Raw genomic sequence first — 16,030 nt, forward strand, 5'->3', positions numbered from 1 at the left:
CGTCGAAATCACAGCCGCTTTCGACGCTCACTTCGACGGACAAAACCCGGTTGTTAAAACGTGATTGAGCGTTCATTTTTCATCATAGCGAGCGGCACGGCATTCCACCGCTCTCCTTGTCGATGAAGGCGTCAAGCGCTTCGCATAACCATTGGTTATATTGACTATAAAGCGACAATTTCCAGCCACATCATTAGCTTATTAGCCATCTTAATGCAGGAAAACCTGTTTTTTCTGCTTCCTCTACCCCTTATTGGAGTTTCTATGGCAAACCAAATAAGCAAACTGGCGATCGGTATTGGTGTTCTTGCAACCTCTGGTGCCGCAACGGCTGCTGACAAGCCAAATATTCTAGCCATTTTTGGCGACGATGTTGGTTACTGGAACATCAGCGCCTATAACCAAGGCATGATGGGCTATCAAACACCGAACATTGACCGTATTGCTAACGAAGGCGCACTGTTCACCGATCACTATGGTCAACAATCTTGTACCGCAGGCCGTGCCTCTTTCATTACTGGCCAAGAGCCGTTTAGAACTGGGCTGTTAACCATCGGCATGCCCGGCTCAAAACACGGCATTCCTGATTGGGCACCCACTATTGCGGATTTGTTGAAAGAGCAAGGCTACATGACCGCGCAGTTCGGCAAAAACCATTTAGGCGATCAAGACCAACATCTGCCAACCAATCACGGGTTTGACGAGTTCTTTGGCAATCTATACCACCTCAATGCAGAAGAAGAACCAGAGACTTACTACTATCCAAAAGATCCTGAGTTCCGCAAAAACTACGGCCCTCGTGGCGTGATCAAATCTTATGCTGACGGCAAAATTGAAGACACCGGTCCAATGACGCGTAAACGTATGGAGCACGCAGACGAAGAGTTCTTGGAATCCTCGCTCGCCTTCATGGAAAAAGCGGTAAAAGCCGATAAACCGTTCTTCATTTGGCACAACACCACGCGCATGCATGTGTGGACGCGCCTTCAAGAAAAGTACCAAGGTAAATCGGGCGTGAGCATTTACGCAGATGGCATGTTGGAGCACGATGACCAAGTGGGCATCCTACTCGACAAGCTCGACGAACTGGGCGTTGCTGACAACACAATTGTTATCTATTCAACCGACAATGGTGCAGAAACCGTGACATGGCCTGATGGCGGCGCAACACCATTTTATGGTGAAAAAGGGACGACTTGGGAAGGCGGCATGCGTGTTCCACAACTTGTTCGTTGGCCAGGTGTCATCAAACCAGGAAGCAAATTCAATGACATGATGGCCCACCAAGACTGGTTGCCAACCTTAATGGCAGCCGCAGGTGTACCGAATGTGAAAGAGAAACTCGCCAAAGGCTATAAAGCGAATGGTAAAGAGTGGCGTGTTCATATCGATGGCTATAACTTTAAGCCTTATTTCGAAGGTAAGGAGAAGAAAGCCCCACGCGAATCGCTTCTTTACTTCACGGCTAATGGTGAACTGAACGCCATTCGTTGGAACGATTGGAAGCTAAACTTTGCGGTAATGGAAGGCGATATTTCAAACGCGATTCGCTTCTCTCCAAACTGGCCACAAATCATACACTTACGTGCAGATCCATTTGAGAAAGCGCCACACGAATCGGGCATGTATCTACGTTGGATGGCAGACAACATTTGGTTGTTTGTACCCGTTCAAGACGTTATTGGGGATTTCTTCAAAACATTGCCTGATTACCCAATGCAACAAGGTGAGATGATGAACCCAGCGTCCATCAGCTATCAATCACTGGGTTTGCAAGGAAAGATGAAGCAACTTGAGCAACTGCAAAAAGAAGTGCAGAAAATCAAGTAACCTTATCTCCCCTCTTTCTATCAGCCGCTCCAAATGTGAGCGGCTTTTTTTGTTGTATGGGCAGTTGTATGGACAAAAAAGGTGCTAAATAAAAAGGCCCAGTCACTCAAGTAACTGGGCCTATCAATCAGCAGTAAAGAGCTGTCATTACAGCAGTTCAACCGACTGCTGAGCAATCACGAATTCTTCGTTGGTTGGAATAACCATCGCCACTGCGTTTAGCAATGCCGATGTTGCAATCACACCTGCATTACCGAAACGAGCATCTTCGTTGCCTTTTTCATCTTCAACAAAACCAAGAAGTTTCAGATTCTTAAGGATCTCACGACGAATGGGTAGTGAGTTTTCGCCAATGCCGCCAGTGAAGATGATGCCGTCAAAAGAATCTAGCGCAGCTAGGTATGACGCAATGTATTTCGCGACACGGTAGGTGAACACTTGGAATGCCAGCGTCGCGCCTTCGTGGCCCTGTTCCATCGCTTCTAAAATGCCACGAGCGTCGCTAGTTAGGCCAGATACACCTAAGAAGCCAGAAGCTTTATTTAGCGAGTTGAACACTTTCTCTTGAGACCAACCTTTCTTAAGTAGGTATTCAATAATGCCAGGGTCTAGGTCACCACAACGAGTTCCCATCATAAGGCCAGAAAGCGGCGTGAAGCCCATAGAGGTATCGACAGATTCACCATTGTTAATTGCACACACTGAAGCACCATTGCCAAGGTGTACAGAGATGAAGCTAGACTCTTCAATTGACTTGTTCAGCATTTTCGCTGCTTCGCGACTTACGAAGTAGTGGCTGGTACCATGGAAACCGTAGCGACGAATACCGAAATCCGTGTATAACTCGTTCGCGATAGCGCCTGTAAACGCACGCTTTGGCATAGTTTGGTGGAAAGCGGTATCAAACACAGCAAACTGAGGAAGTGCTGGAAAGGCTTCCATCGCCGCACGAATACCGATAGCACCCGCAGGGTTATGCAGAGGAGCAAGATCGGCAAGCTTCTCGATCTCTGCCGTCACTTCCTCATTAATACGTACTGTCGACGTGAATTTCTCACCACCGTGTACAATTCGGTGCCCTACAGCAACGATATCTTTCGTCAAACCTAATTCTTCAGTCAAACCAACCAGTTTGCCGATAGCGATTTTGTGGTGGTTATCTTCACCTTCAATGGCAATCTCAGTTTTTTCGCCAGAGTATTTCCAGCTCATGCGCGCATCTTCCAGACCGAAACACTCACCCAAGCCACTCAACACGGCTTCACCAGTGACAGAGTTTATGACTGCAAACTTGAGAGAAGAGCTACCCGAGTTGATAACCAATACGAACGAATTAGACATTAAGTTTATTTCCTGTTGTGGAGCGGAATATAAGGGACCGACGCCAAGGCGCGATGTTCATTCATTGTTGAAACCATTATTCAATAATTTTTGAATCTTTCAACTATCTTTTAGTTCAATTGTTTAGGTCACGACTTTTTTGTTGATCTACCGCAATTTTTGATTTTATTTGAAGCGAAAAATTATATAACCATAGTGCAAGTGACATCATATGTTATAAGCATTCGTTGCCCTCAACTTACAACAATGTTATTCACTTAAGCCCATAATGGTGCAGATCTTTGAAAATTTGAGCGAAAAAAAACCGGGTTATCACCCGGCTTTCTTTAAATCGTATTGGATTAGTCTTCGTTGCGACGTGGACGACCGTGGCCACGCTCACCACGATGGTTACCACGGTGATCACCACCACGGTTGCGATCAAAACGACGCTCACCGTCACGGTTACCACGGAAACCACCTTCGCGACCACCTTCACGGTTACCACGGTAGCCACCTTCACGACCACCTTCGCGATTGCCTTCGCGATTGCCACGGTAGCCGCCTTCACGACGACCGCCTTCGCGGAAACCACCTTCACGGCGAGCACCATCACGACGACCACGGTTTTCGTTGAAATCGTTGAAGTCACAAACAACGGCACCCACTTCTTTCTGACGAATACGCAGTTTACGAAGTTTGCTTGCAGCTTGTGTGCTCATCGCTTTTGGTAGCTGAACAAACGTGTGCTCTTGAGCCAGTTTGATTGCACCAATGGAACCTTTACCTAAGCCAAGTTCGTTTGCCAGTGCGCCTACGATGTCTTTCACTTGAACACCTTGCTCACGGCCAACTTGAAGTTGGTAAGTATCCCAATCTTGGTTGCTGTTAAAGCTTTCACGACGACCGCCATTGTCACGACTTTCACGACGCTCACGACGGTTTTGCTTATCGCGCTCAATCGCTTCGATCATTGGGTCTTCGCCAATGTAGAATAGCGGACGTTTGCCTTGCTGACGCTTCAATAGAATCGCCGCTAGAACGCTTGAGTCGATCTCTAGACGCTCTTCTAGTTTCTCGATTAGCTCTGCGAACTTATCAAGCGCTTTATGCTCGATGTCAGCTTGAAGCTCAGCGGCAAGTTTATCTAGACGCGCTGCTGCAACTTTGTCACGAAGTGGCAGTTGGATCTCTTCCATAGAAGACTTAGTAACACGCTCGATAGTACGAAGCATGCGAATTTGGTTTGTGCGAACAAGAAGGATCGCTTTACCTTGACGTCCTGCACGGCCAGTACGACCGATACGGTGGATGTATGACTCAACATCGAATGGGATGTCGTAGTTAAACACGTGAGTGATACGTGGCACGTCTAGACCACGAGCAACAACGTCTGTCGCAACAAGGATATCGATAACACCTTGTTTGATGTGATCAACCGTGCGCTCACGTAGAGACTGAGGAATATCACCGTGTAGTGCTGCTGCTTTGAAGCCGCGTGCACATAGCCAATCCGCTAGACGCTCAGTGTCTTGACGAGTACGTACGAACACGATTGATGCATCTGTCTCTTCTGTTTCTAGAAGACGAGACATTGCTTCATCTTTTTCTACGCCTTTAACAACCCAGAACTGCTGTGCAACTTTATCTACAGTGTGGTTTTTACCTGCAACGTCGACAGTGACTGGATCACGCAAGAAGCGCTCAACAATGTTTTTCAGCATTGGAGGCATAGTTGCAGAGAACAGTACGCGTTGTGCAGATGATGGAGCGTGCTCCATGATTTCCGTTACATCGTCAACGAAACCCATGTTTAGCATTTCGTCTGCTTCATCAAGAACGAAAGTATGCACTTCACCTAAGTCTAGGCGCTCGCGGTTGATAAGGTCTTGAACACGGCCCGGAGTACCCACGATAACGTGAGCGCCATTCTTAAGAGCACGCATTTGATCAACGATAGATGCACCACCGTAGATCTCTAGTACTTTCAAACCACGGATGTTTTGACCAAGGTTTTTCATCTCAGCCGCAACCTGGATCGCTAGCTCACGAGTTGGAGCCAGTACGATTGCTTGAGGTTTACGCTGTGCGAGATCAAGTTTGTTGAGAAGAGGCAGAGAAAATGCTGCCGTTTTGCCCGTACCCGTTTGTGCTTTACCTAGCGCATCCACACCTTGTAAAAGATGAGGAATCGCAGCTGCCTGAATCGGTGTTGGCGAAACAAAGCCCATACCATCAAGAGCGGAAAGGATAGCATCATTCAGCTCTAAATCGCTGAATTGAATTACAGAATCTTGCATTGGGATCCTACTGTATTAATTGTAAAAATGGGTCCCACAAGCTCTTCTCATTCGATACTGGTCCATTCAGATGCTGCTTTTTAATTCAAAGCAACACAGTACTAAAACGCTACAAGCCATTGGGGACGACTTAAGGGAGGCGGATTATTCCCTAAAAGCATAAAAAAAGCCAGAAAAAATTGAATTTCATCACAATTATTTCTTTGAATTCTCTTCACATACGCTTGCTACTCGCTCAGCCCCCGAAAAACAAGGCTTCAAGACGAATATTATTTGCACAATTTTTATCGAGACTGGGGGGTTAAACCGGGTTTTGGTAGCAATAACGCGGCGCAATGATTATAGTGTGCCCAATTTCAAACATAAGTTTAGTAAAGATGTTTCAAGATAACCCACTTTTAGCCCAGCTTAAGCAACAAATTCAGGAAAATCTGCCAAAGAAAGAAGGCACGATTAAAGCAACCGAAAAAGGTTTTGGCTTTCTCGAAGTCGATAGCAAGACAAGTTTCTTTATTCCACCCGCCTACATGAAGAAATGTATGCACGGTGATAAGGTGATCGCCATTATCCGCACCGAAAACGAACGCGAAGTGGCTGAGCCACAAGAGCTTGTCGAGCAGATGCTCAATCGCTTCATCGGTCGTGTGAAAATGTTCAAAGGAAAATTAAATGTTGTTCCTGATCATCCTCAACTGAAGAAGATGTCTCTCAAAGCCAAAACGAAGAAAGGTCTTAATCCTCAAGAGTTTGCAGAAGGCGACTGGGTTGTTGGCCATCTGATCCGTCACCCACTAAAAGATGACAACGGTTTCTTTGTTGAAATCAGCGAAAAAATTACCGATGCCAATGACAAGATCGCACCATGGTGGGTAACGCTGGCAGAAAACGATCTGCCTAACTCAGAGCCTGCCGGTATCGACGATTGGCAAATTAAAGATGATGCGGATCTTGAACGTATCGACATGACGCATATCCCTTTTGTGACCATCGATGGTGAGTCAACAAAAGACATGGACGATGCACTCTACGCGAAGAAAAACGACGCTGGCGATTTTGAGTTGACGATTGCCATTGCCGATCCAACTGCTTATATCACACCAGATGATGAAATGGACAAGGTTGCACGAGAGCGTGGCTTTACCATTTATCTTCCTGGACGCAACATCCCAATGCTGCCTCGTGACCTTGCTGATGAACTGTGTTCGCTAATCGAAGGTGAAATCCGCCCTGCCCTTTGCTGCACAGTCACCGTCAGTAAAGACGGCGTGATTGGCGATGATATCCAGTTCTTTGCGGCAAACATCAAGTCGCACGCCCGTTTGGCGTATGACAATGTCTCCGACTGGCTCGAAACAGGCAGCTGTGAAAAATGGCAACCAAGCGAAGAAATTGCTGCCATCGTGCGTGACCTATACCAGTTCTCGCAAGCTCGCGCTGAATGGCGAGAGAAGAATGCTGTCGTGTTCCCAGATCGTCCAGATTACCGTTTTGAACTGAGTGAAGATAACGATGTCGTTGCGATTCACGCAGACATGCGTCGCAGTGCAAACCGCTTAGTCGAAGAGTCGATGATCACAGCCAACATTTGTGCGGGTAAAACACTGCAAGCCCATTTCGGTACTGGCGTATTTAACTGCCATGCAGGCTTCAAACCAGAGAAGATTGCCGATGTAGTGGAACTGGTTAACCCAGACGGTACGTTGGAGTTCACAGCTGAGTCGATTGCCACTCGTGAAGGTTTTGCTGCGCTACGCCGCTGGTTAAGCAAACAAGAAACGACTTATCTTGATAACCGAATTCGCAAATTCCAAACCTACAGTGAAGTGAGCAACCAGCCTTTACCGCACTATGCGATGGGCCTTGATATCTACGCAACTTGGACATCTCCAATTCGTAAATATGGCGATATGATCAACCATCGTATGCTTAAGGCACTAATTCTAAACAAAGAGCCTGTGCAAAAACCGGATGATAGTGTCGGCGAAGAGCTTGCTTTACACCGCAAACATCACAAGATTGCAGAACGTAATGTTGCAGACTGGCTGTATGCACGCACTCTAGCAGACGCTCCAGCAAATCAAACGCTGTTTACCGGTGAAATCTTCGATATTAACCGTGCTGGTATGCGCATCCGTTTACTTGAAAATGGCGCTGCGGCATTCATCCCTGGTTCTCTTATTATTGATAATAAAGAAAGAATTGAGTGCAATGGTGACCTAGGTACTGTTTCTATCGATAAAGAAGTGGTATACAAACTGGGAGACGTTCTTGAAGTCGTGTTAGCTGACGTTAACCAGGAGAACAGAAGCCTGGTTGCGAAACCTACCCAAGTATTCGCTGAATTACCCGTGGTAGAAGAAACTCAGAATTAACATCTTAAAAAGCGTTCAAATGAACGCTTTTTTTATACCACCAATTCACAAAAACGTGATTTTCATTGGTAACACTGCAAGAACAGTTCTATTAAATATAACTATATTCATTCAGTGGTAAGCTACTTTATGCCAACAATAGAAATTATCAGATTTAACCACTTTGCTCCGAGGAAACAGGAACGTTATCCAGTGACAAAGAATGGCCTATTTTTCGTGGAGCAAGGCAGCCTAACCGTAACACAAGATTCCGGAGCAACGAGTGAGCTGACGGCAGGAGAATTTGCATTGTACAATTCCGGCCAATTAAAAGAAGCTCAAGCTCAACCGGGAGAAAATGGATTTTCAGCGTTAGCCTTGGTGTTTAGCATCACGCTGCTTCAAAAGTTCCGTAACGTTTACCCTTTATCTAAAATTCCAGCTCAACAAACTGACACCTTTTTCAAATTCAGTGGTCAACATAAGCGAATCGACCAGCTGAAAGATATGCTTATTGAAGAAGTTGAGAGGAAACAAAACTCGCAAGCTCAAGAACATTTAGCCTTGGCGTTAATGGCGCTCATGGTTGAAAAACAGCCAGAGCTACTCAATATGATTATTCGCGCAACACAATTTAGTGAAACGCAAAAAATCATTCAGTTTATTGAAAGCAATATCGAAGAAGAGATCTCTTTGGAGACGCTAGCCAAGCACATGGGTATGTCCACCGCAACCCTGAAACGACGCTTAGCGGCAGAAGAGATGTCATTTTCACAGTTGTTGAAGATCAAGCGAATCTCTCATGCAGCGACTCAGCTTCGCGTCACGGATAAATCGATTACCACCATTGCTTACGAGTCTGGATTTAAAAGTGCTGCCCATTTTAGTACCGCGTTTAAAGCGGTACAGCAAATGACGCCCAAAGAGTTCCGCGCGAAAGTACAACAACACGGTAAAGCCTAGCGACGAGCTTTCCAAATCAGGCAAGCGTAATGCGTAGTGATTCACTCACTGCGCATTACCAAAAACACGCCAATGGGTCGTGTTCTATCTCCTCTAAAATCGAATCAAGATCATCGGATTTCATTAGCGGGTAATAGGGTTCCCAATAGAACGTGTCACCGTCAAACTTCGCTTGAAAGAACAACCATTCGCCGTGAAATACATCAAAGAGAACTTTGGCCACCGGTGAGGTGTATTCACTGTGACGAGAATCCAACAAATACGCCGCTTTGTAAAAAATCACTCCAGTCTCGATCGGTTGATAGAGACATTTTCCGAGCTCAACGGGAAGGTTAACGTTTCTTTTTGTGCACAGCGCTTGGGCACCTTTATTAAGCCGACTGATAGCAATTTGCGTCACTGACATAGTCATTCCTTCATCTATTCGGCTAGATTTGCTGACGTTTGCTTTCGAAGCCCTATCAAAAAGCCACAGGCTTACTCAACGCCACCGTTTGCCGCTTTATAGACTTATTTTAGTACACAAAGTGTAATCGCCATGCGAGTGACTTAATGTTTAGACCTTCACAAAAATGTAACCTGAACGAAATATCATTCCACTCTCAAATAACCCTATTTTGGAGTAAGTTATGTTTCGCTTTGTGGTACCCGTCCTTTTATCTCTCTTTTCTATCGTCCCATTAAGCAACGCTAAAGAAGTGAATATTTCCGGTTCGACCTCTGTTGCACGTGTAATGGACGTGCTTGCCGAAGAGTTTAACAAGTCTCACACAGATTCTTTTATCGCCGTCCAAGGTATTGGCTCGACCGCAGGAATCACGATGGTTAACAAAGGCGTAGTTGAGCTGGGGATGAGCTCCCGCTACCTCACAGAAAGCGAGAAAGGTGAAGATTTGAATGTGGATTTAATTGCTTACGACGGGCTAGCGGTGGTCATCAACCGTTCCAATACCCTTTCTAATCTGACTCAAGAGCAACTCTACAATATCTACAAAGGCAAAATCACCAACTGGAAACAAGTGGGTGGTGAAGACAAACCCATCGCTGTTGTCACTCGCGAGACTTCCTCTGGCACTCGCTATAGCTTTGAAAGCTTACTGGGCCTGACTCGCATTATTAATGATCGTCTTGTTTCGGACATCAATCCAAGCAACTTAGTTGTCAACAGCAATAGCATGGTGAAAACCATCGTAAACCATAACCAACATGCTATTGGTTTTATCTCGATGGGTTCGGTTGACAACTCCGTAAAAGCGATTAGCGTTGAAGGTGTTGCACCAAACTCAGATAACATCAAAAACCACTCATACTTACTGTCACGTCCATTCTTGATTTTGTATAAAGTCGGCGCCGTCGATAAAGACAGTAAAGCATTCATCGCTTTCATTAAGTCAACTCAAGGACAGAAAATCATTACCGATTATGGCTATACCTCAGTGAGCAGCCAGAAAGAATAAGTGATTTCGCATTCGATAAAAAAGCCAGTCCGTTAAAGGACTGGCTTTTCAGATTGATGACGAACCCCGCTTTTTAAGTGGGGTTCTTTTTTGGAAGCGACCGTAGGTCGCGATCGTGATTTTTTTTTGTTATATCGTGCGCAGAAGTTCCCATTCATTACATGGGTATACAGAAGCAAGTATCTGCCTTATTTCTGCCATATTTAAGCCCATTTTTCGTAGATAGTTCACCACCAACGCTATCTTCTTGATGTTTTGGGCTGCCGCTGCCAACCAACACTGCATTTGCACATTAGCTAGACCTCTGAATCGTGCATAACGATGACCATGATGTTGCTTAGCGTCTGCAAAGCTCCGTTCTACTGTTTCACTTCGACGTCGATAGGTCTTCTTACCATAGGAAGAAAGCCGCATTTGATTTGCTCTCTCTACGGCATCGCTATAGATATGCCGAGTAATCACTTTCTTCATGTTTTTGCTTTGAGTACAGTCATCCCTCATTGGACAGAACGCACACTCTTTCGGGTCTGAGTGGTATTCTCGGTAGGCATCGCGTGACGTGGTTTTATAAAGCAACGCCTGACCATTCGGACACTGGTAGCAGTCTCTTTGCGCATCGTAAGTAAAGTGTTTCTTTTTGAACGCATTTTTCGTTCTCGATGGACGTCGATAACCGAACACGCCAAGAATACCTCGACGTTCAAGTGACTCCGCCACTGGAGCGGTAAAGTAGCCCGCATCCAGTCCAACGGCTATCGGGTTCAATTGGAATGTAGCAAGCGTGTAATCTAAGCGTTGAACGTAAGGCTGTGAGTCATTGATGTTGCCCGCGGTGGTATAGGTATCGAGGATAATTCCATGTTGACCATCAACGGTTCGATGGTCGAGGTAGAAGAAGCCTTGTGGCTTATTATCACGAGTCATGAAGCCACTCTCTGGGTCAGTGGTGCTGGTTTTGGTATTCTTTGTTTTTGACTCTGATTCACGAGCCTTAAGAGGCTTCTTACCCGCTTTTTCTCGGTCTAACGCGACGTCGTCATCCAGCATATCAAGATAGGCACTCGCGCGAACCGCCGTGACTTTATTGGTGTGTTTATTCTTGTTGGCGTTCGCTTTGAGATGAGTACTGTCCGTAAAGAGCTCTTGACCCGCGACCAAGCCTTTCGTCATGGCTTGCTCTACGATATTGATAAAAATACGTTCGAATACATCCGTGCCATTAAAGCGACGAATGCGGTTTTGGCTTAGAGTCGAAGCGTGGATGACTTTCTCTGTTAATGACATCCGTAAGAACCAACGGTAAGCGACATTCACTTCAATTTCTTTAACGAGCTGACGCTCACTTTTTATACCAAAGATATAACCAAGCAAGATGATTTTGAAGAGACGAACAGGGTCAACAGGTGGACGCCCATTATCTTTACAATAAAGATGAGCGACTTCATCACGAATGAATTCAAAGTCGATAGCATTATCGATTTTGCGCACTAAATGGTTTTTAGGAACTAACTGTTCCATCGTCACCATTTCCAGTTCGTATTGTTGCGGAGTCGGTTCTTGAAGCATATCGGAGTATCCATATTTCGATACCCCTATTAGATCAAAGGTCTAGCTCGAAAGCTAGACCTTTGTCAGCAGTCTGAAAAGCCAGTCCGTTAAAGGACTGGCTTTTGATTTCTCCGCTCAAATATGGCGGTTATTGAGAGAGATGTTAAGGCGTCACATCTGGCTCTACTGGTGTTTCAGGTTGCGTCTCGTCTACAATCGGCTTACGTAATTGCAAGAACCAGTACTCAGCTGACTCTTGGCCCTCAGTAGCAAGTATCACCGTGTCACCAAGGTTATACGCTTTCGCTTCAGTAGTTGAAACTTTCGCAGGCAATTGATACATGAAACTATCGCTAAACCAGTCGCCTTTCTCCCCTTTGACTGCTGCGCCGTGACCGAACAAAACAAACTGCTCGTTTGGTACATCCGCATTAGACACTGTGTATTGATTGCCATCAATCACCGGGAACTTGGCATAAGAGCCTTCCAGCAGTTTGTCCTTTTTGTTGAAGAGATCATGACGAATCTGTTTCTCGATCACGCCTTCCACTTCCACATCAACAATCTCTGCCACATGGAACATGTCTGTGCTATTGACTGACTGACGCCCTGCACTGTAAACGACATTGGCATCTGACTTAACACTGGCGACGCCATAGTTATCACCACCACGACGGGACATGCCTTCTTCGAACAGGAACAGGTACGGAAGATCTGCAATTGAGTTCCAAACCCAGTAGCCGATCAGGTCATAACTGCCGCGAGCAGCAATCAAACAACCCGCACCAGATTCTGCAAGCTCTGCTCTTAGCGCAACACTGACCGATTTAGGTTCAGCACAGAAGTAACCTGCATCACCTGGGTACATAAACTGCTGTGATGTCGCAGTTTTCGTTTCCATGTTATAGAGGTTCAATGTTGGTGGAGCAAATGCGCCGTAGTCCATCTGATTCGTATCTAGTGCAGCGATCATCCCTTGCTGAGACGGCAGTTGCACTGGCACACCATTGAGTGAAGCAATCTTGTCATTCCACGTATTGCTCGCGAAATCAAATTCAGACACGAGCGTTGTATCGTCTTCTTTGACTAGGAATAAGTTACCATTCGACGCAAAGTAGAAACTATCTGCATTGAGATTAAATTGCTTTTTGTACAAGGTGCTGGTATCAACTTCGGCAAGCGTGCCATCCGCCAGCGTCATACGATACGCTTTGTGCTCAGGAATCACGCCGCTTACGTGTTGGTTAGAGGTAACCAACATCACATAACCATTCGACGCTGAGATCACTTGATTGGAGAGCAGTTTGAAATCCGTTGTCGGCAAGAGCACCTCAACCGCATCACTCTCACCATTTGCCGTTACTTGAGTAACAAACAACGCACCATTTTGAGATCCTGAAACCTGCCAGAAGCGGTATAGCGTGTCACCACTTTGTACAGCTTGAACCAGCGTTAGCCCCTGCAAACTTGCTTGATTACCCGCGACTTTGTGCCACTGATAGACATCTTGATTATCCAACACAGCGACAGGGAGATCGATGCGTGTTGGGTAGTCGTACGCGTCTGTAATTGCGCCAATTTCAGCGAAAATATTTTGCAGTTCAACCGGTACAGAATCAAGACCCAGCTTAGTTTCACCCGCTCGTACACCACGCATAAAGTCTGCATCTTTATCTAAGTTTGCAACTTGAATACCCGATGCATCGACTTCCTCTCTAAAACCATAACTTTCAAAGTCTAGCCCACCCGAAGTGGCAGAGAACTCATGAACAACGCCATTTGAACGCGTAAATTTGAAGGTATAAGGCAGTTTACTACCCTCATTCAAAATCATCTTACCGTCGACGAACTCTGGTACAGAAGACACGATCATGGCTTGGGTTACCGTTACGGTTTGTTCTAACGTAAAACCTTTGTATGTGGCCGTAACAACAGACGTGCCTTCGACAATACCCGTTGCGAGACCTTGCTCATCAATAGTGAGCACATCTGATGCGCTTGTCGTCCATGCGACACCTTCAACGATTTGAGATACAGAACCATCGTTATACTCACCGTTCAACGTTAGCTGTACAGATTGGTTCTTAGAGACACTACTATTCGGTAGGTTTAGGCTGATCCCTGTAAGTTTAGCAACCACACTAAACTCTTGAGACGCGCTGTAACCTTCGTAAGTTGCCGTTACCGTGGCACTTCCAACCCCTTTCGCGACAAAGACACCCGAACCCACAGGTTCAAGGATCGCAGGATTACTCGATACCCATTCAGCGTTCTCGCTAAAGTTCACCACGTAACCGTTCTCGTGCACACCTTCAGCGACCACTTTAAACTGCTCTTGGAGATATTGTTCGCGTTTGTCAAAGCCCAATCTCAAGCCAGATAATGTAGCTGGTTCAGCATTGAAAGCAATGGTTGACGTCGCACCTTGATAAGTCGCAGTGAGAGAGATATCACCCGTACCCACAACTTGAAGATGGCCATCAACAAACGTAATAGCGTTTGCTGGCGACGCTGACCAAGTGACGAATCCAGTCACCTCAGTTGTTGTACTGTCTGTCCAGATTGCAGAAACCAACGGCAGAAGCTTATCGCCTACGCTCACTTTTTTATCGACGCCGCTCAACACAATGTTGCTCAGCCCTACACCTTCAGCGGTAAATGTGCTCGATGTGGATACGCCTTTGTATTCGGCTTTAAAAGTAATCACACCCGGCTCTTTGACCTTCCAACGAGCGCCGACTTTTTCTAACGCAGAAGCAGGCGTAACGGTGAAAGTCGCGTCTTTGCTGATGTCAGTTGACGATGCATCCGACCAAAGCGCAAATGTTGAAGGACTAATCAAATCCCCCACATGCGCGATTTGTGGCAGGCCAGTCACTAGCACATACTTGATACTTGCAGGAGCAGGGTCCGGTGAAATCACCGCATCATATTCTGAAGACCAACCAGGAAGGTTAGTGAAACGGTGCGCTTCTTGCTCGACGAACCAAGTATCGGCAAACAGAGCGTTCCACGCATTGTTGTACGGAATGTCGTTAAGGCGATGCCACTGCTCCCATGAAATGTCACTTCTCACATTTCGTAGCCAAGTCACGGTATTGTCGAACCCGGTGAGAGAGCCATCAAAATCAACAATCGACTTTAAGCCGACACCGTAGCGAACAATCATTTGCTCGGCGTAACGGCGATCAAGTGTTTGGTACGCCGCCCATTCATTGGCAGAAACAAAGTTGTCTTTGTTGACATCGGCCAATACATATTCAACCGTTGAGAAATTACTGATCAGAGCATCAACACCTTCGCTGTCGATAGTCTGCTCCAGTGTTTGTCCGGCATATTCATAAAGAATCACTTCATTGCGTTGCGCCTTATAAGTGATTGGCAAAGATTTGAGGCTTTCGTACTCGTCTAGATACACTTTTGCTTCAACAAAGTATCGACCATCTTGATCGGTCTTTGCTTGTGCCAAAAGCTTCTCACCTGCATAGATGGAAACTTCCGCATCGTACAGTGGGCCATCATAGACAATGCCCGTAAATTTTAAGCCTTTATACTCTCGTGAATCTGTCGAGGCATCTGAGCCACCACTGTCACTACCACAAGCCGTTAACATCAAAATGAGTGGAATACCCATCAGGCCATTTTTATACATGAACTCTCCTTAACATGTATTAGATTTAAATATCGATAGCAGTTTAAAAACCAAAAACAGATATAAAAAAACATCAGTTACGGATGAATTAATATAAAAGTCGCTATCAAAAACTGACGCCCGCGGATTTTAATTTTCATAAAAACAAATATCAAACTAAACCATCCCAAACAAAAATGGTTTAAAAAACAAGCTAACACTTATCTTATAAACTTAAGAAAAATCAAAAAACAAAATCAATAACAACAAGTTATAGTAACCAACTAAACACTAAAAAATGACACAACTATAAATAAACGAAATAAACACATTGATTAATTACACGTTTCTGTTAAATGCATCGGATATAACAACTCAATATCAGCCTTATTGAAACAAAATGTATAAGCAGCGAAAAGTTATTATTGAATCCATATATCTCGAACAAAAACACGATTTAATTATCAATTACATTATTTTTGCGATCAACTTTGCATTCAATAATTAATAAAACTAAAAGTAAACAATCAAGATAATGTTTGGAATTTATAAATATAGTATAGATTTCATCCCATTCTATTTTTAATAGAACATACCGTTGTGACGAAATTTATATTATTTAATCGTGAT

The 16,030-nt window shown here is 45.2% G+C and carries 9 protein-coding genes; 4 read left to right on the plus strand and 5 right to left on the minus strand.

Features of this window, described 5'->3' with window-relative positions:
* Positions 1–264 precede the first annotated feature (264 nt).
* Complete coding sequence (locus AOT11_RS22030; protein WP_026050866.1) at positions 265–1,830, plus strand: arylsulfatase; 1,566 nt, start codon at positions 265–267, stop codon at positions 1,828–1,830.
* Between the two features lie 147 nt (positions 1,831–1,977).
* Here the strand turns inward: AOT11_RS22030 and AOT11_RS22035 are convergent, their stop codons facing one another.
* Together AOT11_RS22035 and AOT11_RS22040 are read right to left on the minus strand one after the other, a co-directional pair.
* Positions 1,978–3,171, minus strand: coding sequence for an acetate/propionate family kinase (locus tag AOT11_RS22035; RefSeq protein WP_017422945.1), 1,194 nt, complete (start codon positions 3,169–3,171; stop codon positions 1,978–1,980).
* A gap of 341 nt (positions 3,172–3,512) precedes the next feature.
* The gene (locus tag AOT11_RS22040) at positions 3,513–5,450 is read right to left on the minus strand and encodes a DEAD/DEAH box helicase (RefSeq protein WP_017422946.1); all 1,938 of its coding nucleotides are present in this window, start codon (positions 5,448–5,450) and stop codon (positions 3,513–3,515) included.
* 377 nt (positions 5,451–5,827) lie between these two features.
* Between AOT11_RS22040 and rnb the strand changes: the two genes are divergently transcribed.
* Together rnb and AOT11_RS22050 are read left to right on the plus strand one after the other, a co-directional pair.
* A complete protein-coding gene (gene rnb, locus AOT11_RS22045; RefSeq protein WP_026050867.1) occupies positions 5,828–7,822 on the plus strand; it encodes an exoribonuclease II in 1,995 nt (664 codons plus the stop codon).
* Positions 7,823–7,951: 129 nt separating this feature from the next.
* Positions 7,952–8,764 carry an AraC family transcriptional regulator gene (locus AOT11_RS22050; RefSeq protein ID WP_026050868.1) on the plus strand — a complete coding sequence of 271 codons (813 nt, stop codon included), beginning with the start codon at positions 7,952–7,954 and terminating at the stop codon, positions 8,762–8,764.
* 55 nt (positions 8,765–8,819) lie between these two features.
* Here the strand turns inward: AOT11_RS22050 and AOT11_RS22055 are convergent, their stop codons facing one another.
* Positions 8,820–9,176, minus strand: coding sequence for a DUF3024 domain-containing protein (locus AOT11_RS22055; RefSeq protein ID WP_017422948.1), 357 nt, complete (start codon positions 9,174–9,176; stop codon positions 8,820–8,822).
* Positions 9,177–9,393: 217 nt separating this feature from the next.
* Between AOT11_RS22055 and AOT11_RS22060 the strand changes: the two genes are divergently transcribed.
* The gene (locus AOT11_RS22060) at positions 9,394–10,221 is read left to right on the plus strand and encodes a phosphate ABC transporter substrate-binding protein (protein WP_017422949.1); all 828 of its coding nucleotides are present in this window, start codon (positions 9,394–9,396) and stop codon (positions 10,219–10,221) included.
* A 129-nt stretch (positions 10,222–10,350) separates the two neighbouring features.
* On the opposite strand, the gene AOT11_RS22065 is transcribed toward AOT11_RS22060, so the two are convergent.
* Both AOT11_RS22065 and AOT11_RS22070 read right to left on the minus strand, forming a co-directional pair.
* Positions 10,351–11,787: an IS1182 family transposase gene (locus tag AOT11_RS22065; protein ID WP_017428762.1), complete on the minus strand. Its 1,437-nt coding sequence runs from the start codon at positions 11,785–11,787 to the stop codon at positions 10,351–10,353.
* Between the two features lie 145 nt (positions 11,788–11,932).
* Positions 11,933–15,421 carry an Ig-like domain-containing protein gene (locus AOT11_RS22070; protein WP_017422605.1) on the minus strand — a complete coding sequence of 1,163 codons (3,489 nt, stop codon included), beginning with the start codon at positions 15,419–15,421 and terminating at the stop codon, positions 11,933–11,935.
* Positions 15,422–16,030 lie beyond the last annotated feature (609 nt).

Source organism: Vibrio vulnificus NBRC 15645 = ATCC 27562 (assembly GCF_002224265.1).
GTDB classification, from domain to species: domain Bacteria; phylum Pseudomonadota; class Gammaproteobacteria; order Enterobacterales; family Vibrionaceae; genus Vibrio; species Vibrio vulnificus.